At 40.2% G+C, this 20,700-nt stretch carries 20 protein-coding genes; 12 read left to right on the forward strand and 8 right to left on the reverse strand.

Features of this window, described 5'->3' with window-relative positions; genetic code table 11:
• Positions 1 to 20: 20 nt before the first annotated feature.
• The 5 genes from F9Y84_RS10095 to F9Y84_RS10115 all read right to left on the reverse strand — a co-directional run bounded on the left by F9Y84_RS10095 (position 21) and on the right by F9Y84_RS10115 (position 4,057).
• Positions 21 to 665, reverse strand: coding sequence for a 2OG-Fe(II) oxygenase (locus F9Y84_RS10095; RefSeq protein ID WP_147390479.1), 645 nt, complete (start codon positions 663 to 665; stop codon positions 21 to 23).
• 70 nt (positions 666 to 735) lie between these two features.
• Positions 736 to 1,209: a low molecular weight protein-tyrosine-phosphatase gene (locus F9Y84_RS10100; protein WP_147390478.1), complete on the reverse strand. Its 474-nt coding sequence runs from the start codon at positions 1,207 to 1,209 to the stop codon at positions 736 to 738.
• Between the two features lie 163 nt (positions 1,210 to 1,372).
• The gene (gene hmpA, locus F9Y84_RS10105) at positions 1,373 to 2,545 is read right to left on the reverse strand and encodes an NO-inducible flavohemoprotein (RefSeq protein ID WP_147390477.1); all 1,173 of its coding nucleotides are present in this window, start codon (positions 2,543 to 2,545) and stop codon (positions 1,373 to 1,375) included.
• A 78-nt stretch (positions 2,546 to 2,623) separates the two neighbouring features.
• Positions 2,624 to 3,841, reverse strand: a complete 1,218-nt coding sequence (locus tag F9Y84_RS10110) for an NnrS family protein (protein WP_147390476.1) — start codon at positions 3,839 to 3,841, stop codon at positions 2,624 to 2,626.
• Complete coding sequence (locus F9Y84_RS10115; RefSeq protein WP_125253028.1) at positions 3,842 to 4,057, reverse strand: hypothetical protein; 216 nt, start codon at positions 4,055 to 4,057, stop codon at positions 3,842 to 3,844.
• A 164-nt stretch (positions 4,058 to 4,221) separates the two neighbouring features.
• Between F9Y84_RS10115 and norR the strand changes: the two genes are divergently transcribed.
• The 9 genes from norR (at position 4,222) to F9Y84_RS10160 (ending at position 15,518) form a co-directional block, all read left to right on the forward strand.
• Positions 4,222 to 5,784 (forward strand): nitric oxide reductase transcriptional regulator NorR, encoded by a 1,563-nt coding sequence (norR, locus tag F9Y84_RS10120; RefSeq protein WP_147390475.1) that lies wholly within the window; start codon positions 4,222 to 4,224, stop codon positions 5,782 to 5,784.
• Between the two features lie 186 nt (positions 5,785 to 5,970).
• Positions 5,971 to 6,441, forward strand: a complete 471-nt coding sequence (gene bfr / locus F9Y84_RS10125; protein ID WP_125253026.1) for a bacterioferritin — start codon at positions 5,971 to 5,973, stop codon at positions 6,439 to 6,441.
• 3 nt (positions 6,442 to 6,444) lie between these two features.
• Complete coding sequence (gene bfr, locus F9Y84_RS10130) at positions 6,445 to 6,927, forward strand: bacterioferritin (protein ID WP_147390474.1); 483 nt, start codon at positions 6,445 to 6,447, stop codon at positions 6,925 to 6,927.
• A 320-nt stretch (positions 6,928 to 7,247) separates the two neighbouring features.
• Positions 7,248 to 8,477, forward strand: a complete 1,230-nt coding sequence (locus tag F9Y84_RS10135) for an ABC transporter substrate-binding protein (RefSeq protein WP_147390473.1) — start codon at positions 7,248 to 7,250, stop codon at positions 8,475 to 8,477.
• Positions 8,474 to 11,788, forward strand: a complete 3,315-nt coding sequence (locus F9Y84_RS10140) for a hybrid sensor histidine kinase/response regulator (protein ID WP_225740803.1) — start codon at positions 8,474 to 8,476, stop codon at positions 11,786 to 11,788. Before F9Y84_RS10135 ends, F9Y84_RS10140 begins: the two co-directional genes overlap by 4 nt.
• Positions 11,789 to 12,083: 295 nt before the next feature.
• On the forward strand, positions 12,084 to 14,234 hold the full coding sequence (locus F9Y84_RS10145; protein WP_225740804.1) for an exonuclease domain-containing protein: 2,151 nt from the start codon (positions 12,084 to 12,086) through the stop codon (positions 14,232 to 14,234).
• A complete protein-coding gene (locus F9Y84_RS10150; RefSeq protein WP_125253022.1) occupies positions 14,234 to 14,608 on the forward strand; it encodes a DUF1294 domain-containing protein in 375 nt (124 codons plus the stop codon). Before F9Y84_RS10145 ends, F9Y84_RS10150 begins: the two co-directional genes overlap by 1 nt.
• Positions 14,609 to 14,695: 87 nt before the next feature.
• Complete coding sequence (locus F9Y84_RS10155; RefSeq protein WP_125253021.1) at positions 14,696 to 15,205, forward strand: Mpo1 family 2-hydroxy fatty acid dioxygenase; 510 nt, start codon at positions 14,696 to 14,698, stop codon at positions 15,203 to 15,205.
• A gap of 154 nt (positions 15,206 to 15,359) precedes the next feature.
• The gene (locus F9Y84_RS10160; protein WP_167508310.1) at positions 15,360 to 15,518 is read left to right on the forward strand and encodes a hypothetical protein; all 159 of its coding nucleotides are present in this window, start codon (positions 15,360 to 15,362) and stop codon (positions 15,516 to 15,518) included.
• 324 nt (positions 15,519 to 15,842) lie between these two features.
• On the opposite strand, the gene F9Y84_RS10165 is transcribed toward F9Y84_RS10160, so the two are convergent.
• Positions 15,843 to 16,799 carry an FHA domain-containing protein gene (locus F9Y84_RS10165; RefSeq protein ID WP_147391408.1) on the reverse strand — a complete coding sequence of 319 codons (957 nt, stop codon included), beginning with the start codon at positions 16,797 to 16,799 and terminating at the stop codon, positions 15,843 to 15,845.
• Between the two features lie 591 nt (positions 16,800 to 17,390).
• Between F9Y84_RS10165 and F9Y84_RS10170 the strand changes: the two genes are divergently transcribed.
• A complete protein-coding gene (locus tag F9Y84_RS10170; protein ID WP_125253018.1) occupies positions 17,391 to 17,978 on the forward strand; it encodes a CBS domain-containing protein in 588 nt (195 codons plus the stop codon).
• Between the two features lie 120 nt (positions 17,979 to 18,098).
• Here the strand turns inward: F9Y84_RS10170 and F9Y84_RS10175 are convergent, their stop codons facing one another.
• Together F9Y84_RS10175 and F9Y84_RS10180 are read right to left on the reverse strand one after the other, a co-directional pair.
• Positions 18,099 to 19,025, reverse strand: coding sequence for a M14 family metallopeptidase (locus F9Y84_RS10175; RefSeq protein ID WP_147391407.1), 927 nt, complete (start codon positions 19,023 to 19,025; stop codon positions 18,099 to 18,101).
• An 86-nt stretch (positions 19,026 to 19,111) separates the two neighbouring features.
• Positions 19,112 to 19,519, reverse strand: a complete 408-nt coding sequence (locus F9Y84_RS10180) for a hypothetical protein (RefSeq protein ID WP_147391406.1) — start codon at positions 19,517 to 19,519, stop codon at positions 19,112 to 19,114.
• Positions 19,520 to 19,839: 320 nt separating this feature from the next.
• Between F9Y84_RS10180 and F9Y84_RS10185 the strand changes: the two genes are divergently transcribed.
• The gene (locus F9Y84_RS10185) at positions 19,840 to 20,232 is read left to right on the forward strand and encodes a tellurite resistance TerB family protein (RefSeq protein ID WP_128730940.1); all 393 of its coding nucleotides are present in this window, start codon (positions 19,840 to 19,842) and stop codon (positions 20,230 to 20,232) included.
• A 248-nt stretch (positions 20,233 to 20,480) separates the two neighbouring features.
• The coding region (locus tag F9Y84_RS10190; RefSeq protein ID WP_168756755.1) for a helix-turn-helix domain-containing protein at positions 20,481 to 20,700 on the forward strand (220 nt) is incomplete at its 3' end.

Here is a 20,700-nt window from a genome sequence, read left to right on the forward strand (position 1 = left end):
GCTTTCGTTAGCATACATAGCTACCTTGGGGGATCAATCGCATGGTTAATGCTGGTATTCACTCTAAACCACCCCGCGACTGAGTAACGCTTTTTGTTGGCCACGAGCACCTCGTGAGGAAATTCGTCACTTAGAAATGTGACCAATGTGCCGTAGCTGGGCGTTACCGTTGTCAAAATTTGCTCGTGGTTGTTAGGGTTATACACCATTAATTCTCCGCCATCTTTAGCTGACCAAGACTGGTTTAAATAAAGTACCGTCGTCAAAACTCGGTTTGCTTTACCTTTAAAAGCATCCACATGTTTTTTATAAAAAGCACCCGGAGGGTAGACAGCAAAGTGGCTTTCATAGCTAAAAAGTCCCATAAATAGGCGTCTATTTAGGTATGTTTTCAGCTCTGCCATATTGTCTAACCAAGCAGCTTCTAGCTCGTTGTTAGCATCGAGCCAATGTATTTTGTCTCTGCGAATTTTCTGGTTTTGTTCATGCTCGGTAAGGCGGCCAATACCTGCCTGCTTAAAATCTGAGCTCGTCAGTTCAGCGAGCCTTATTTCTAATTTGGATAAAATCTCTGAACCGATAAAGTTGGGTAATATGCTGATCCCAGTTGATTGTAAGTCTTGTGCTATTTTCTCGAATGGGAATGTTAAGTCTAAATCTAACAAAAGCCGCGTCCTTATATTCGCAAAGACGCCTTTTTACCTTGTTGTGGTGCTGCAATCCAGCAAGTTAATTTTACCTTGTCGACAAACAAATTTTGTTAATGATGTTTTTACTCGCAGCTTCTATTAAATCAAGTACTAGCTCAAAACCATGAGTACCTCCATAGTAAGGATCGGGTATCTCATGCTCATTTAGGTCACCAAATTCAAGAAAAAGCATTATTTTGTCTTCTAATCCACTTGGGCAAAGTGCGAGTAAATCTCGACGGTTTGACTTATCTGCACATAGTATTATATCGTAGTCTTCAAAATCACTGGGCTTTACTTGTTGTGCAGAAATCCCTGAGAAGTCATATCCTCGAGCCTCGCCAGCAATGACGCTGCGGGGATCAGGTAAGCTCCCTTGGTGATAACCAATGGTGCCTGCGGATCCAATCTCAATGCTACAGTCTGTTTGTGCTAGTTGATGTTTTAGTACGGCCTCCATAGTTGGAGAGCGGCAGATGTTACCCATACATACGACTAAAATATTTGAAATTGAGTTCACGCGTCTATCCTTTTTAACTTCACCTTGGCGAAAGTTTACCGATTTTTTGATAAGAGCAAAACAAAAAGCACCAATCACGGTGCTTTTTATGCCTAAATTATCCGAAGCTCAGGTGAAATTAATTGAGCGTTAAGACACGTGGATGTCTGTGCTATGAACAGTGCTATGAACTGGGCAAGTTTTCATGTGGGCCAAAGACTTCATAATAAATACGTGAAGGGCTTACGCCTGCTCTTAACAATTGAGCCTTAATTGCTGCCATAAAGGAAAGTGGCCCACACAAGTAAAACTCTCCATGTGCACAGGGTAACGATGCTGCGACTGCACTGATATCCATAAACCCAGGTAATGCGTTATGCTCTTTTGACTCCAACCAATTAGTTACAGAAAATTGTTTAATGCCTTTACCTAGCTCGTTAATTTCACCAAGAAATCCTAAGTCTTCGAACATTTTGTTGGCATGTAAAAAGTATGCCTCAATGTCGGGCGTCGTTTGACTATGGACTGCTAGCATACTAAGCATCGGTGTAATTCCCACACCAGCACTAATATAGATCTTTGGACGGTTTGTCTCTTTAGCAGTAAAATCTCCGGCTGGTGGCGTTAGTTTTACCGTATCTCCTGCTTTCAAAGTGTGTAAATATTGGGAAACGAGACCATCTGATTTTACCGAAATTCTAAAATATTTGCAGTTAGGTGCCGCTGACAGAGAGTATTGGCGTATTTGTGAAGTTGTTTGAGCGCTTGCTGGCAGAAATACTGAAACAAACTGTCCTGCTTTAAATTTAGGTATGGCCTTGCCATCACATGGGCTTAAATAAAAGCTCTTAATGTTTGGCGTGTGATTGACAACTTCATCAATATAAAAATCTCGTGTCCCCTGCCAACCGCCTACTTGCTGAAGCGCATGTTGGTAAAGCCCATGTTCAGCGGTGATAAATAGATCGGCTAAAAATTGGTATGCAGAGATCCAAGCCTGTTCTACCTCATGGGTAAATTGTTCTTTTAATTCTGTTTTAAGCGTATTTATTAAATGATGACCAACGATGTTGTATTGCGCTGGGGATATTCCTAGACTGACATGCTTATGGTTGATCCGTAAAATTGCATCATTAAGTACATCAGGTTGATCAATATAAGTAGCGTAGGCGGCCAGCGCTGAAAATAAAGCTAATGGTTGGCTACCTGAGGTTTGATGAGATTGGTTGAATACGCCTCTCAGTTCGGGGTGCTCAGTAAACATGTTGTGGTAAAACTTCGCGGTAATTTCTGGGCCAACTTTTGCGAGTAACGGCGCGCTTTGCTTCACCAATCTAATCGTTTCATTTGTAAGCATGATTGTTTTGTCTCCAATGTAATGTGAGTAGCCTGAGCTTTGAATAATGAATGCCTTACCCAAACCTCAGGTGAAGTATTAACCCTGTCGCCCATCGAGGCGTTGTTTTAACAGCATTGGGCTAAAGGTGATAAGAAAAAGAAAAAAACCAAACACCCACATTAATGCACTGATCAGCCAAGCGTTGTGGGGGCTAGTAAAGTGAATGAGAAACGCGCGACTTATACCCGCTGCTACAATGCAGGTAAACGCAATCGTTGTGCTGAGATGAGTAGTTAAAGATCTACCGGTATGTCCGAGGGTAACTCTAGCCATCATGCTTAAAATCATTAAGCTCATCCCGCTGATAGCGACAAGATGTAAGTGGTCACGCCAGAATGCTAAATGGTAGATACGATTATAGGCACATAGCAACAGCCCAGCAGCGATTGCAAAGTAAGACACGTAGAGCGACCAGAGCAAGGGAACTTTGACCAGTCGTATATCAAACCAGTACACAGCTCTGACAAGGTGTAAACAACCTAATATCAAAAGGCAGCCATTCAAATAATGCGCATGAAGAAATGATGATTGTAGCGGTGAGATACATACGCACAGTATCGCCAGATAAAAAATGGCACGGTCTACCTTTCGGATAGCGGGTTTTTGATCTTTCTGTAGACCTCTGGCAATAAAAAATGGGATCACACGGCCGCTAACAACACCAATTAACAACATGTATGCTATCAAAGAAGATTGACTAAGTAGGCCTACTTGTAATAAGTCACCATTATTAAGTTCGGTTAAAAATGCGATATTGCAGCATCCAATCACACCGACAGAAAATATAAAAACTCGATTGTTTTTTGACCTTGCTGTGATAATAACTGAGCTTAAGTTAGCCAGTAACAGCAGCCAAAATGTAGCTTGCAATAATAGCGTAAGGGTAACGGAGTTTTGTGGAATAAAAAAACTCAATCTTGCAGCGAGCCAAATACCACAGAGAGACAGTAAGGCTGCGCCATTGAGTGTGGCTTTTTGTGTCCAGTTTTGAGCGGCCGTTAATAAAAAACCCGCAACGACAGCGCCTGCAAAGCCAAATAACATCTCATGAGCGTGCCAGTAAATGGCTGGATATTTATGGTGCCACTCTAGTTGACCGTTTAATATGAATATCCAGACTGAAATACTCAAAACGGCGCTTAGACCAGCGAGCATAAACAAGGGTCTGAAGCCAAGCATGAGTAATGGCCAAGTTGTTAACTTATGCCATCTGAATTGTATAGCGGTTGGATCTTGTGGCTGGAGCAGTGGCATTTATCTTACCTCCATACCCAAGTGATAAAGGCAAGCACAGCGTACAACATAGGCAACTTTAATAATGGCTGCGAAAATAATCGTACTAATATGTGCAGTAATTTGCGAGTTCAGACTAAAGTGTTCGGCATTGATGTAACTAATTTGCAGCGATAGCAAAAACGCAATAAATGATATCAAGATGACAATATTGCTGTACTTTAAAAGATGGCTCATGTGGTGCACTCATTTAACAAGATAAGTATGAGTGGCTACTGCATGTATTAGGCCAACTTTTAAAACCATTATTATTCAACGTCTTATGTTTTTATTATTGTCATTTGAGTCATTTTGACCCACTATTGCTCTGTGTTAATAAAAACCATAAGAGTCATTTTGACATGAATGCTTTAGAACTCTCAAAATTGCTTGAGCTGAGTATGGCTTTATCGAAGCACGTAGTTGGTCAGGATAGTGCTGCACTCAAGCAATATTCAAAAACGCTGATCTTTTTATTGAATCAATGCGTCACCGCAGACGCCATAGCGGTTTTATCCGGCGATAAACAAGCGCTGACTATTCTAGCCAGTAATGGCTTGAGTGAAGATGCTATAGGGAGGCGCTTTTTACTAAAGCAGCAGCCGCGCCTCAACGCGATCGTTGCGGCAGACGGCATAGTCAGCTTTGCTCATGATAGCACTCACCCAGATCCTTATGATGGCTTACTATTGGCGCAAGAGAATAGGCTACCCGTACATGCTTGCATGGGGTTTAAGTTGATGTTACCCAATAATATATTGGTAGTGACGTTCGACAGTCTCAGACCAGAGAGTTTCCAATCATATTCAGATACCTATTTGAATATGCTGAGCAATATAGTGTTATATCAAACTCAACGTGTGCAAGAGTCGATTACGTTTTACAATCAAGCCCGTGCGCACACGGCTATTCAACCTCCAAAGATGGAAAAAAAACACGCGTTGGTGGGTGAAAGTGTGAGCATGCAGAGACTGAAAGCAGAAGTAGAGCTGGTGGCGAGCTCGGACTTCAATGTATTAATACAAGGTGATACGGGCACAGGAAAAGAGCTAGTCGCAAAACACGTACATCAGCTTTCTGCAAGGGCGGATAAGCCCTTTGTTCAAATTAACTGCGCGGCGTTACCTGATACGATTGCCGAAAGTGAACTTTTTGGTCATGTCAAAGGCGCATTTACAGGAGCAGATAAAGACCGTTTAGGTAAATTTTTGATGGCAGATGGCGGTACTTTGTTTTTAGATGAAGTGGGTGAGTTAAGCCTGTTACTCCAGAGCAAGCTACTGCGAGCTTTACAAAGTGGTGAAGTTCAAGCAGTTGGTGCTGACGAGATCCGCGTGGTAAATGTAAGGGTAGTAGCCGCGACTAATCGAGACTTACAACACGAAATTAAGCAAGGCAAGTTTAGGGCTGATTTATACCATCGACTCTGTGTTTATCCTTTACATGTGCCAACATTGACAGAGCGGCTAGACGATATACCGCTTTTGGTAGGCTTTTTCCTTGAGCAGTTGCGAGCGACGTTAAATGTAAAACAAGTTGTCATGGACAAATTAACGCTAACTAAACTGTTGCAACATGATTGGCCGGGAAATGTCAGGGAGCTAGAGCATTGTATTAGTCGCGCGGCACTCAAAGCCAAGCATCAACAGTGGCAGGCAGACATCATAGAGATCCAGCAAGTTGATATACCTATTAAGTCAACCTCCGAAATGTCTGCATCATTGATATCGGGTACTCCTCGTTCACAACACCAAGTCAGCATGAAATCTGCTGTCGAGGGGTTGCAAAAGCAGCTCATTATTGACGCGATGGAACAGAATCAGATGAACTGGTCAGCGGCAGCCCGTCAACTGGAGCTTGATAGAGCGAATTTAGTGAGACTTGCAAAACGTCTTGGGGTTGATTTGAAAAAGCAGTTTGGTTGACCATCTGCTGATTATTTCTAGCTATTCAGACGGAACTCTAAGCTTAATAAAAATTGTTATTAATACTCTTATAAGTTGTTTATTTTAAAAGAGTATATTAAGAACATTGTTATTTTTATTTAATCTTGCCAAGAACAAATATTGAACTAGTGTTATAAAGCGTCAACTGACATTTTAGGGGGCCCTATGCAGGGTAACAAACAAGTTTTAACAGCGCTAAATCAAGTGCTGACGCTAGAATTAACATCGATTAACCAGTTTTTTTTACATGCAAGAATGTACAAAAACTGGGGCTTAGAAGAGCTCAATGAAAAAGCATATAAAAAGTCTATCAAAGATATGAAGCAAGCAGATGATTTGATCGAACGCATTTTGTTCCTTGAAGGGTTACCAAATTTACAGCACCTAGAAAAGCTTCGGATCGGTGAACATTGCGAAGAAATGATGGCTTGCGATTTGGCTTTTGAACTTGACCAGCTACCAGTGCTGCGTGAAGCCATCGCGCTTTGTGAAAATGAGCAAGATTATGTTAGTAGGGAGCTCCTTGAGGCAATTCTTGAATACGAAGAGGACTATGTAGATTGGCTCGAGACACAACATTTCTTAATTAAAAATACTGGCATCGAAAACTATCTGCAGTCGCAGATTGAGGGGTAAGTTATGCAAGGTAATTTAACTATCATTGACTTGCTAAACAAGCAGTTAACATTAGAGCTTTCTTCGATGGATCAGTATCTTGCTCATTCAAAAATGTATGAGGATTGGGGACTGGATAAGTTACACCAAAAGTTAGCTCATGAATACGAGGAAGAGTTGGATCACGCAAAGCGTATTACTGAAAGAATTTTATTTCTTGAAGGGACGCCAGATACTGCATCCCGAGCTCCTATTTATATTGGAAGTGACGTCAAAGAGATGTTAGAGAATGACCTAGCCGCTGAGGTTTTGGTCAAAGATCATCTCAAAAAAGTTATCGCGGTATGTGAGCAAGAGCAAGATTATGTTACTAGAGTAATGCTAGAAAGTCTCTTAGATGACACCGAAATGGATCATATATATTGGCTTGAACAGCACATTAATTTGATAAAACTTATCGGCTTACCCAATTACATTCAGAGCCAGTTATCTAAAAGTTCTGAATGATCCCAGCCACCGCATCAAAAATTTGATGCGGTTTTTCTACTTTTGGAGTCAAGGCTAGTCGGAGTTTTTTAGCGTTTACTGCATTGAATTGGGTTTGATAAGAAGATGATTTAATATGACTTTCAACGCAAAGAGCGAACTCCCTTCTTTTGTTCAATTCAGGTTACTCACAAAATCACCATATTACGACTTTGCTGCTGTACGGCACTTCGATAGTCATTATTGTGAGAGTATATTTGATCAGTATGATTATAATAAAAACAAGCAATCACAATGATCTGAGCTAAGATTTAAATATGTATTAGGTAAGAAGCACTTTGATGAAGAAATTACTCCTGTTTTTTTACTTTGTAAGCTCAATATGCGTTGCTTCAAATGGTGAAAAAGTGCTGCGCATTTATCATGATGCTGATTACTCTAACCTCAGTGAGTCAGCACAAGCAATAAGGATGGGCTTTTTAACCGCGCTTGATTCCGTTGATTATCAAATTCAGGGTTATCGCATCAAGCTGGTCGAGAAAGATCATCGAGGCAATAGCAACAGAAGCCTTTTGCATTTTAAACAGTTTTTAAAAGATAAACAGGCATTACTTGTGCTTGGGGGAGTGCATTCTCCTCCTTATATAAAATTCAGAGATTTCATTAACCAAAATAAAGCACTATTACTGGTTCCTTGGGCTGCGGGAGGGCCGATTACACGCTATCCAAGTGAACAAAACTGGATTTTCAGGTTGTCAGTCGATGACACCAAAGCAGGAAAGGTTCTGATTAACTATGCCAAGGCTCAAAATTGTACAGCCCCGCATTTATTGCTAGAAGATACCGCTTGGGGTCGCTCCAATTACGATACACTTCTGGAGGAGTTTAAGAGCCGCAAGCCTAACAATGCGCTGCCAGTATCATGGTTTAATTGGTCAACCAAAGAAAATGAAGCTCGTATCATTATAAGGGATATTATCGAAAGTGATCCGCAATGTGTAATATTTGTAGGGAATGCGATAGAGGGGGGAGAATTTGTTAAAGCGATGGCCAGTATTGATAAGGCATTAAGGCTGCCTATCGTAAGTCACTGGGGGATCACGGCGGGAAGCTTTTTTGATATTGCGGGAGATCTGCTAGCCTCAGATGTGTCTCTAGCGGTATTACAAAGCTGTTTTTCTTTTGAAAACAAACCTCTTACACCTTATGCTGAGCAAGTATTTAATCGCGCAGGCGCGCTCTTTCCAAAAGCCTTTGCTAAAGATGGGTTTGTAAAAGCAACGCCAGGCTTTGCTCATGGCCATGATCTTGGCAAACTCTTGATAGCAGCCGCTAAGCAAGTCACCCTGACGGGGTCGATGCTTGATAACCGCAAACAGTTGAAGCAGGTATTTGAAAGTCTAGATATTCCTGTACAAGGCTTGGTTAAATCTTATCGGCAACCATTTACTCGTTGGAGCGAGGTAAATGATTCGGCACATGAAGCGCTGACGGAAAATGACCTTTGTATGGGTCAATATCAGAGCGATGGTAGTATCAAGTTGCTCCTAAGCGATCAGGAGCGGCATTGAATAGTAGTAAATTCGCTTTAACGAGCAACCGAGCATTCTATGCTTTTTTAAGTCTTACCGTACTGGTGTCACTCTTACTAAGTGCGTCATTCATGAGCTTACGGGCAAACGTAATAGTCGAAGACCTTGTTCGAGAGACCAATGAAACACAAGCTCACTTGGCGGTAAATAATCTTACGCAATACCTAGAGAGTCGAAAGCAGATATTAACAGATCTGTCGTCAAACCCAATTATTGTTAACGGCGCGATGGGCACAGGGTTATCTGGAGCTAAGCTGCAAGACTTTTTAGGTAATTTCCAAATTATTGGCAAAGAAGAAAAACTAATGGTGATTAATGTATTAGGAGAAGTTGTATACGCCAATTTTAATTATCATGAGGTTCTAGATCAACAACCTCAATGGCTTGAAAAAATCATCAATGCAGATATCGGAAGCGCTATTGACTTGACCACTTTCCAGAATCAACACTACTTTACTATTGCTGTGCCCATATACTATAACGGGTTTGCTGAGGGGGCACTGATTGGAGAGTTTTCTACTAGTCTTGAAAACTTGTTATCAGTAACAATGGATAATGAGTTTCATAGTATTTCATTACAGGGCCGTTGGGTTGATTTTTCGGATGTAAAGAACCAAGATGATTTTTTTAGTATTCGGACTCTGACAATAGGGAGTACGGGACTTCAACTCGATTATAGGTTAAGCAAGCAACTTATCACAAGCGAAGTGAAGGGGTTTGTCTGGGATCTGATAGGTGCGATTGCGTTTGGGCTACTTTTGGCATTTGCTTTGCTATTTATTTTTGGCAAGCAGCTGTTACTAAATCCATTCAAAAAGCTCGAAGAGTCAAAGCAAACACTACAAAGGAGTGAAGAAAGGTTTAAGCTTGCGATCATAGGAAGTGATGATGGACTTTGGGACTGGGACTTAGAACGTGAATTTGTATTTTACTCAGATAGATTTAAATCTTTGCTGGGGTTTTCGGTGGATACGCAAGGGTTATTCCGAGCACACATCTCAAGCTTATTTGACCGCGTACATCCAGAAGACCTAATTAATCTTGAGAATTCGATTAAATATCACATGACAGAAGAGGAGCCTTTTGGCGTAGAGTGCCGTATCAAAACGAGACAAAATAATTATCGGTACTATTGGCTCAAAGGTGCCGCAGCATTAAAAAATGGGCATGCAAAACGCATTGTTGGCTCTCTTTCTGACATTACCCAACAAAAGCTTCATCAAGAGGCACTAAAAAAAGCAAAAGAGCAGAATGATTTACTAGCACAAGCAATTGAGTGTGCAAACGTTGGGATAACGATAGCAGATGCCAGCAAGTCTGAATTACCCATCGTGTTTATCAATGAAACATTTACACAAATCACGGGATATGGTGATGAGGTACTAGGGGAAAACTGTCGTTTTCTTCAAGGTAAAAATACGCAACAAGGTGCGATAGAAAAGATAAGACAAGCTATTCATAAACGTGAGTTTATAAAGGTAGATTTGATTAACTACACAAAATCGGGTCAGCAGTTTTGGAATAGCCTTCAGATTTCACCTGTATTCAATGACCAAAAGCAGTTAACTGCATTTGTTGGTATCCAACAAAATATTTCCACAGCGGTTGCAGCAAAAAAAGAGTTGGAGCAAGCGAAGCTACAAGCTGAACAAGCAGCAAAAGCCAAAAGCGAATTCTTAGCGTCGATGAGCCACGAGATTAGGACGCCAATGAATGGTGTAATCGGCATGCTTAGCCTTTTGGAGGATGAAGCGTTAACTGATGCGCAATTACACAAAGTTGGCTTAGCTATGGGCAGTGCTAGGTCGTTATTAAATCTTATTAACGATATTTTAGATTTTTCTAAAATTGAAGCTGGGAAGCTAGACCTGGAGTGGCTAGATTTTGATGTTAGAGCATTGCTGGGAGAGCTAGTCGAGTCTGTAGCATTACAGGCGCAGAAGAAGGGGTTAGAGTTAATTCTAGACACTACCACTCTAGAAAAGCCCTTGGTAAAAGGAGATCCAAGTCGATTAAGGCAAATTATCATCAATTTGTTAAGCAATGCCATTAAGTTTACTGAAAAAGGTGAAATTGTAATTCGTGCTTGGTTTTCAGAAATAGAATCACAACTTGTTTTTCACTGTGCAGTGGAGGATACCGGAATAGGGATCCCATCAGATAAAGTGGACAGACTTTTTACAAAGTTCTCTCAGGTGGACGCATCTACAACAAGGAAATATGGCGGAACAGGGCTTGGATTGGCTATTGTTAAACAATTATGCGAATTAATGGGTGGGGGTATAGAAATTGATAGCACATACAAACCCGGAAGCCGTTTTATTTTTTTTGTAAGACTCACTCCTAGTGATAATAGGCTGTTTGAGGCTCCTTCAATTAATCTGGAAGGCGTTAAAATACTGCTAGTAGATGATAACTTATCGACTCTAGAGGCACTTGAATCTCAACTAAAGCACTGGGGGGCAAATGTTTATAAGGCAAACTCTGGGATACAAGCATTATCACTATGCGAAGCCGAGTATCAAAAAGATAAGTATGCTTTTGATATAGCATTGCTTGATATGACGTTGCGAGGAACGTCTGATGAACCGTTAGGTGCAGCACTCAAGGCCGATAAGCGCTTCCAAGCAATGAAACTTATTATGATGACGCAAATGGGTGCGAAAGGTGATGGTCAATTTTATGCTAGACAGGGCTATTCCGGTTATTTTCCAAAACCTGCCACTACAAAAGATTTATTTGATGCGTTAACTATAGTTGCTGAAGATGGAGAAGCTTTGGCGAAAGCAAAACCTCTGGTTACGAGTCATTATCTAAAACTTATGAGACAAGGACAAGAATTAAAGGTCGAGTGGCCAACTCCATGCCGGCTCCTCCTTGTTGAAGATAACAAAGTTAATCAAGTAGTTGCTTTGAGTATGTTAAAAAAACTCGGAATAGAGCATATCACAGTGGCAGAAAATGGCTTGTTGGCTATTGAACATTTGAAAAGTCACCAAAAGCAATGTCAATTTGAGTTAGTTTTAATGGATTGTCAAATGCCAGAAATGGATGGCTACAGAGCAACTGAGTTGATCCGTGAAGGAGAAGCGGGAGATATTTACAGGGACATTAAAGTGGTAGCGATGACCGCGAACGCAATGTCGGGAGACCGAGAAAAGTGCCTAAACTCTGGAATGAATGACTACCTTAGTAAGCCAATCTCTGAGGAGTCACTCAGTGCAAAGCTGCAATATTGGCTGTATGGTAGCGCGAGTGTGGCCAATGATGATAGTGGGGGAGGAGCATAAAACAGAGGTACACTTTATACCAATTTGACTTAATACTTGCTCAATTTTAAGGAGTAACTCTGACGCTAACAGTGTTAAAAATTTCTTATTTAGAACAATTAAATAGCAAAATTTTGCCTTGCCTATATAGATGTAGGTACCTTAGCGAAAGCAGGACGCGGTAGCGGAGTTATCGACAAGGTTTTCTCGCCTCAAAATAGACCACTTAATTAAGAAAATTGGTATTACAATCTTGGCAGTCTTACTGTTTCATGTTACTTTTACTGTATATATAAACAGTCTTTTTTGCCGCCTTTTGAGAAAAGAACTCCCCAACAAATACTACCTAGGTCATTTTAATGAGTTATTAGGTTATTTACAGTCAACTTGCCAATCTTTGTTGAGCGATAAACAGCACTCGCTATTACAACAATTACAGCGATTACCAGAAAATGAATTATGCTTGTTGGTTCGCTTTATGTCGCGCAAAACTCCTTTTATCGATATTCGTGAGTTGAACTATAAAGAAATAGCTGACATTGAGACTGTTTCGATCAATCTACGAAAGATGGGGTTGCTTCGACCTGGAGATATAGAAGAAATAAAAACGCTGCTGTCGTGCCAAACAAAACCGAAGTTGATACTGCTAGCCGAGGTAATGCAGCTTGAAGGGCAGCCAGCAAAATCTGCTAAGAAAGCAACTTGGATTGACCATTTGCTATGTGCTGCGGAACCTCAGAAGCTTATTCAGCAATCAAGTTTAGCAGCCTTCCTAACTCTTTCATTTTTGCATGATGTTGATTATTTTCTATTTTTATACTTTGGTAAGTTAGGTTATAGCTTGGGACATTTTTCGATGCGAGACCTAGGCGTAATGCAGACCCGTACGGATACTCAGGTGTATCATGCTCATTTTGAACATCGCAGTGAAGCCACGAGTGCTTTTTATTATGCAGCTGAGCGTCGTACATTGGAAGATAAGACACCAGAAGAGTTAATCCAACAAAGCCAAAGAATAGCTTCACACCAAGTACCAGAAGTGATTGGCTCATACGCAGAAGCTGAATTTTCTAAATATGTTTTGTTACTAGCTCAAAAGCTTGGGGTAGAAAGCCCTATTTATGCTGAGCTATTAGAGGTAAGTGGACACCCCAAAGCAGAAGAAGTTCTGATCCGGTTTTTGTATAAATCTGGTAATGAAGAACTTGCGCGACAGAGATTGGAAAAGGTCATTGAAGGTCAACATGATGAAACGTTGATGATATTTGCTGAGGACTTCTACGAGCGAAAGTTTAATAAAAAGCGCACTTCTATTTTAACCGACATGCTCAGAGCCAGCCCGCCACCGATTTCGATTGAAGAGGCATATAAAGGGCAAACTGAAGCAGGAGTTATCGCGCATTACAAACGTCAAGGGATAAATGCGTATCATGTGGAAAATAAGTTGTGGCTCTCTTTGTTTGGACTAACGTTTTGGCAGGAGTTATACCGTCACCCCAAGAGTATAATGGCGAATGAATTTTCAAAAACGCCCTCGATATTAAAAGAAAACCGTTTTTATGAAGTGCTTGAAGCCGAGATCGATGAGCGGCTTGCTAAGCTGAGCGACGCTCAAGTCTGGCGGATGTGGCTGCTCAAACAAATGAGTGAGCATTACGCAGAACCTAATCGTTTGTTTCACTGGCATGAAAAACTACTCGAACCAATTGAAATGTTATTAAAACATATACCGGTTAGTAGCTTAAAAAAAGTCCTTCAAATGATGTGTAAAAACTTTAATTCGATGCGCTCTGGCTTCCCTGATTTAATGGTGATCGATCAACAATCACGCATGCGGTTTGAGGAAATAAAGGCGCCGGGTGACAGTTTGAGTCGTAGCCAGCTGGTGAATATCTCCAAGTTATTAAACTGTGGCATACCAACAGCAATCAAAACAGTGAAATGGCAAATCACGCCAGATCAACCCTATGTGGTTGTCGATGTTGAGACGACTGGCGGAAATAAAGATTTTGATCGAATTACAGAGATAGCATTAGTTAAAGTCATTAATGGCGAGATAGTTGACAAATGGCAGTCACTTATCAATCCGATGAGACGTATTCCTCAAAGAATTACGGAGTTAACAGGTATTACACAGTCGATGGTAACTGAGGCTCCGAGGTTCGCTGAAGTGATTGAGAAGGTAGAGCAATTTTGTTTGGGTGCTATTTTTGTCGCGCATAATGTTAACTTTGATTATGGTTTTGTAAAACACGAGTTTTTGCGAGCGAATGTTGATTTCTACCGCGCTAAGCTTTGCACTGTAACACTTGCGAGGCAACTAATACCTGGTTTACATTCATACGCACTTGCCCCATTATCAAAGTCATTAGGTGTAAGCCTAAAAGACCACCATAGAGCGATGGCTGACGCTTTAGCGGCCGCAGAAATTTTTATACATATCAATCAGCTTAGGTTAGCACGATAATGTCGATAACTCGGCTGGTACACCATCAATTGGCATTATTTTGGGGAATAGCGGTATGGCTTGGGGCTTTATGTGTCAGTCAGCTTCCTTGGCATGTAATTTTCACGATAGCAATACTTGTGTTTAATAACCTTTGTATTTTCATTTTATTCTGGTGGGACAAGCGTTCTTCAACACTCGCACATTCTCGTGTAGCAGAGAAAAATCTACTGTTGGCAGGGTTACTAGGTTTGAATATCGCAACACCTATAGCCATGTTTGTTCTCAAACATAAAACGATTAAACCAAGCTTCAATTTTAAACTGCTAGCGGTACTGTTTTTTCAATCTTTGGTCTTTGGAGTGTTATTCGTTAATCTATTTATCTTGCGCTAAATAGCGGTTTTTAGCATTTTGTATTGAAAATTTTTAGTATATGGCTAATTATCAATACACTGAATAGGTGTTAAATAGAGAATAATAATGAGTAAACTTGAAATACTTTTGAGTCAGTATGGTAAGTACCATCGCAGTAGAAAGAATATATTAACCCATTTTTTTGGTATACCCTTAATTGTGCTTGCCATTGTCGGCCTCACTTTTGTACCGTTATGGCAGGTTTCAGGGATCACCATCACACTTTCTGCGCTTCTTGGCGTAATGCTGTGCCTATACTACCTTTTTCTATCCCCTTTATTTGCGCTAATGATGAGTATTGTTATTGCTGGATTTTACTACACCGTATTTATCGTCAATCCAATGCTTATCGAAGCTGAGATAGCAACAACATTGTTTTGGGCCGGTATGTTCTTTGTGGGATGGGTATTACAGTTTATTGGTCATTACTTTGAAGGAAAGAAGCCTGCATTTGTTGATGATCTGATTGGCTTAGCGATAGGACCATTGTTTGTGTTGGTTGAATTTTTGTTTTTACTTGGTCTATTCAAAGAATTGGAAAATACCATTATTAACAATGCGGGAGAATACAAGTAAATGAGCTTCTACTCTCTTCGCAACTATTACCGACAATAGTTGCGTTACACCATGAAACTAAAAGCTTTACCCTAACCACGTTAGCATTTTTTATTTGAAACAACCAAATATCCTAAGCTTTGGATTATTAGTGCCTTCCTAGTAGTCGGTTCAAGTGAAAACTACCAAGCTATTGGCGTGTACATTCGCCCTGCCTACGGGCGTAGATATTTTAGCGAAAGCAGGGCGCGGTGGCAGCGAAGTTATCTACGAGATTTCGCCTACAAGTAGATTAGTCAAGCAAATTGACATTGAACTTAGTGGTTTAGCCTAAAGTCGGCTGAGTAAAATCCCTTTTCACTCAGCTAGCAGTATGGGTGAATATGTGGCTCCTAGTTGCAATGCTGAGAATAGAATTATTGCAACATTTATCAGGAAGAAAGTAGCTTATACCAATTTTCTTAATTAAGTAGTCCATTTTGAGGCGAGAAAATCTTATTGATAACCCCGCTACCGCGTCCTGCTCACGCCGTGGTACCCACCTCCGTGTAGGCAAGGCAAAAATTTTGCTATTTCGTTGTTCTAAATAAGAAGTTTTTACCACTGTTAGCGTCAGACTTACTCCTTCAAATTGAGCAAGTATTAAGTCAAATTGGTATTATATCGTCATCCGAGTTTCTAGCTTAGAGCCTTTTATTATGGTGATATCTTTGCAATTTAGCCTTACACGACCACAGCGTGTTTCTAGTAAAAATGAGGCTTCAGGATAGTCATCACCTCCTGAATCAACAAACTGCTTTCGAGCACGATGCACCATGATATTCATATGATTAGTCTGAACGCCTAATGCTTTGGCTAAATCATCGCGATACATCCAGCCTTGAACATCCGATTCTAGACCTGCATCTTTGTCTTGAATTCGAGCTCTAGCGAGCAATAACAACAAGTAGTGATGACTTCTTACACCCAGATCTAGATGTTTGTGGTCTATGTTTAAGGATAACTGTGTATCCTCCTCATCTTGACTAACATTAAACTCAAGTGCCATGGGCTTAGCTGCTTTTTGACACTCCAAATGTTTGGTCACTGCAATGGTCGTAGCGGAAAAAAACATCCACTGATCATTCATTAACGAAATAATACTACCATCGATAAGCGCTTGACGATCTGATGTGTTTAAATCTTCTAAGAACCAATAACTGAGTAATTTATCATAGTAAATGATATGTTTTGGCTCATCTTCACTCGGAAGAAGTAACTGATTAGTGACTTCTATCACTTTTTGGTTGTTAGACTGAGAGACTAAGTATTGGCATTCGGTTTGTAAATTTGCTGCCACAAAAGAGTTTTGACCTGGCGCTGCAAAGTCAATTTTGTCATTTTCAAAGAGTTGATAGGGTAAATTTTTATCAAGTTTTTTATCATTGATCCAAATACCGTTGGTGCTCACATCTCTGATAAACCATTTGTTCTCATTGAGTTCAATAATGGCATGGTGTCGTGAAACTCCAGGCTTGTCTATCAGAGTATCTACACTGTATTTATAGCGACCGATAGTGTGGTAGCTTTTAAGATAGACTCTTTCGAGTTTCTGTTCGTCGATTAAATAAGCCATAGTTAGTTCCGTATAACTTTGATGAAAATTTCATGCTTGTCGCATTTTACCATATTTAACTCAGCAGAGACTGCATTTGGGTTATAAGAGGTATAAGTGCCGAGCAGCATACAATCTTATTCCCTTCTACTCAATAATAAAGACCCACGAGGTGGGTCTCGTTGAGGGAAGATTTAACCAGTACTTTAATACTGGAGTGGCCCAACTTGGCATAACAGTTGTTTTAGTTTGATGCGAAACCCAATAGGTCAGGCCGTTTGTCTGTAGGGTGATAAATCCTAGTCAACACTAACAGTCTAAGAGGTTTATGAAAATTAAGCCATTACACAGCATTACACTTAAGTTACTGCCTTGTTGGGCATATCAGCTTGAATTAATTTCTGACATAAACCATAGTTAATGAAGAGACCAACATAAAAGCAGTTGCACAAATTTTGTAATGTTTGTAGAGCGATAGGTATCAATACCTCACCCAAACCTAATGAGATCTAACTTCGGTTTTAGCGTCGGCTCTTCCTTTTTTATTATCACGTTTTTGAATGATGACATACGTACTAATCGTAGCGTCTCCAGACATGCTAGGAGTATATCATGGGCCAATACAAAGCGCTGAAAACAATAAAATTACAAGGAGAGTTTCCACTCTGTGATCATTTTGATTCAGAGCCACTAAGTTTAGACAGCACTGCTCTAAAAGTAGTGACCGACTTTACTCGAAGGCAACCGCAAGTAATATCAAAAGATGTGGATATAGATCATGCGTTATACATGATGAAAAACGGCCACGTACGTTCAAAGTTGGTTGTTGATGATGACGATAACTTTCTTGGTGTGGTTAATTGCCGTGATCTTTCAGGGCGTAAAGTATTGAGCGTAGCACAAAGGAAGCAAATACCAAGAGAAGAAGTTTGCGTCGAGGATGTGATGACAACAAAGGATGATCTTCATGCTGTTTCTTATGATGTTGTGGCTAAAAGTACAATCGGTGACGTGCTAGAGACGCTACAACAGTTAGGTTTACAGCACGTGCTGTTGTCAGGAGCTGATGGGTTGAGAGGTATGATTTCTGCCAGCGACATCGCAAGAGCACTCCATATACCTGTTAGTATTTTACAAAAACCAACCTCATTTAAAGAAATTTTCGATGTGATCAGTGGACGTGAAGATTTTACTAATTAAGCAAAAATATAGATGATTAGTGAGGAAACTCATTAATCATCCAAAGGCTAGGTTTGCAGGCTTTTCGTTTTACAAAAGCGAGTTAGGTAATTAGGTACTGCAAAAAGCCCCAGCAAAAGCTTAATATGAGGGTCGGGAGTTGCTTTGTAAGAATTTTAGCGCCCCACAAATTGCGGCTACTTGACCGACTATGCAGCTTTCTGGCGTCGCATTTTTACCATCTGGGTACACTTCGGTTGTCGTGACGTAAGGTGCATTTGTCATCCCCATACATAACCCCAGTGCTGTCCCATCATAATTTATTACACCAAATTGCTCTATTGGTACACCAATCAACTGGTTGTTAATATCTGAAGGGGCTATTTGGGTGACTGCTTTGACCTCTTCGATGACACACTTTTGAAACTCTGCCGCTGGTTTTTGAGTGTGACCGACTAAATAAAAACCATCAGGAATGTTCCAGTTGTGATTTTCTTTGCCATCTCTTGCTGCTAGAGCTGGTCGAAATTCTGAGTTATCAGAGTCCGTCGTTTCATGTAAATCAATGTGGCATAAGATGTTATTTGATTTTTGCAGTACAAATTGAGTAGCTAATGCAGACTCTTGTGCTGGACTATTATCATAAAATGAACGATTGGGATCGATAGCGTCAGGATTCCAGCGGTTAATTGTTTCGTAACCCCAAGGACTAAGGCATGGTAGGATAATAAAGTTATATTGTTCCTCATACTTCTTAGCTTGAGTGCTAGCAAAGTCAAGCGCGCCATGTATTCCACTTGTCTCGTATCCGTGTACGCCACCGGTGACCAAAACTGTTGGGTTGTTTTCGTTCCAGTGCGAAGTAGTAAGGGCGTATAAAGTGTAATCTTGGGTTTGGTAATGTAATTGACCATACTCTGCTGTTTCAAAAGCATGTTTTAATTGCTCAATTTGAGAAACTACTTCATCATTATAGGAACGTTTTACGGACTGGCGTTCAAGCCATTGCTGTTTCTCTGTTTTGCCCCAAGGTACACCTGGTGTACCTATCGGATATTGTCTTTGCATGCTAACCTCTTTAAAGTTTGCATCATCATACGCAATAGCTTGTTTGTAACGCAACCCCAACTACCAGCGTTTGAAACTGTCTTAGATTAGAAGTAGCCAAGTACTTTTAAACTGCGCTGTTGCGCTTGGCTCGGTTTAAACGACCAAAGCCTTAGCGTCCTGTTAGCCATATGGAGCTTGGTATAACTAAACCAAAGTATGCGTTCAACCGAAATTTTTTCTACTTCTTCAGCGGGTATGTAGTATTTTTGACCAAATAGGGTTTGATAAGCTACTCCTTGATTACAAACAATCACTCTGCTTTGACCACTGAAAATAGCCCAAACCCCGACGATGATATAAAAGATGATGGCTGCTGATAGTGCCATTTGTGCAAAAGAAAACATGTAGATGCTGTCAGATATGAGCAACGCATCTAATGCAACTAAGCCGAGGGCAAAAACAGACAGGGAAATAAAAAATGAGAGGTTCATTCCTAGTTTTAACTCTTTCACAATTGTTCCTATTTACTTCTATTAATCAAAGAGCGTGCAAATTATTGCAACAAGATGAATCAATTGTGGAGGCTAGGAACTTTTCTATCTAATTCATTCTTTACTATGATAGGTGCGGTTATTTTTGGTTAATTAGTATGGTTAACATTCCGAGGAGTTGTAATGTGGTAAATAGTCGCCACATCGTCTGTAATTTAATATGTGATATTTTTAATATGACAAATACTAAAAGTTAGCATATTGTTTAAGTCTATGTGGGTTACTTTTAGTCTTGAAATACCTATTTTGGTATTTTGCATTAAAAAGGTTAAGGAAAAATTATGAAATTTGAACAACTACTAAATCACTTTGACACTGGTATTTGTGTTGATCAAATGCAAAAAGAGGCGCTTATCGACATCGCAATATTGTTCATTGGAGTAGATGGAGTGATATGCGAAAGCGAGAAACATATTGTCAGAAAGTGGGCAAAAAGTTTGCAATGGAATTCCGCGATAGATTTGGATAGTTATATAGAGGACAGCTTATCAAAATCTGTCGTTGCGATAAAAAACAATGATATTGAGGCTTATGTGCAACATCGTATGAATAACATTGTGGATGAGCCGATGAGAAAATTAGCAAAAGATCTCGCTATACGCGTGATTGAAGCTGACGGTAACGTCAAGCAAGCTGAAAAAGAAGCATTAGCCATTCTTGAAGCTGAGCTATGATAGCTTATACGCCATCATTTAAGCAAAATAGAGTGAACCAAGGCACTTTTATGGTGGTTCACTCGATACTTGATACTCAAAGTAAGTTAAAAAGCTCCTCTCTGTGAGATTTTGAATAGAAATCTAGGTTTACTAGTTTATATGAATTAGTTCAGACAAGATCTGACATTTCGATTTGAAAAATTGAGAGTTACCCGTTTTGATAAAGGTGTCGAATCTTTGTTCAAAACAACTAAGGAGTAACTCTCATGTTACATACTAACAATCCAATCATTAAACACAAAGCTGGCTTACTTAATTTAGCGGAGGAATTAGGTAACGTTTCTAAAGCCTGTAAAGTCATGGGCGTCTCACGAGATACATTTTATCGCTATCAGGAATTAGTTGAAGATGGTGGTTTGGATGCTCTAGTAAATAAAAGCCGTAGAGCACCAAATATAAAAAATCGAGTTGATGATGAGACTGAAA

Origin of the sequence: Pseudoalteromonas peptidolytica (genome assembly GCF_012641745.1) — a bacterium.
GTDB lineage: Bacteria > Pseudomonadota > Gammaproteobacteria > Enterobacterales > Alteromonadaceae > Pseudoalteromonas > Pseudoalteromonas peptidolytica.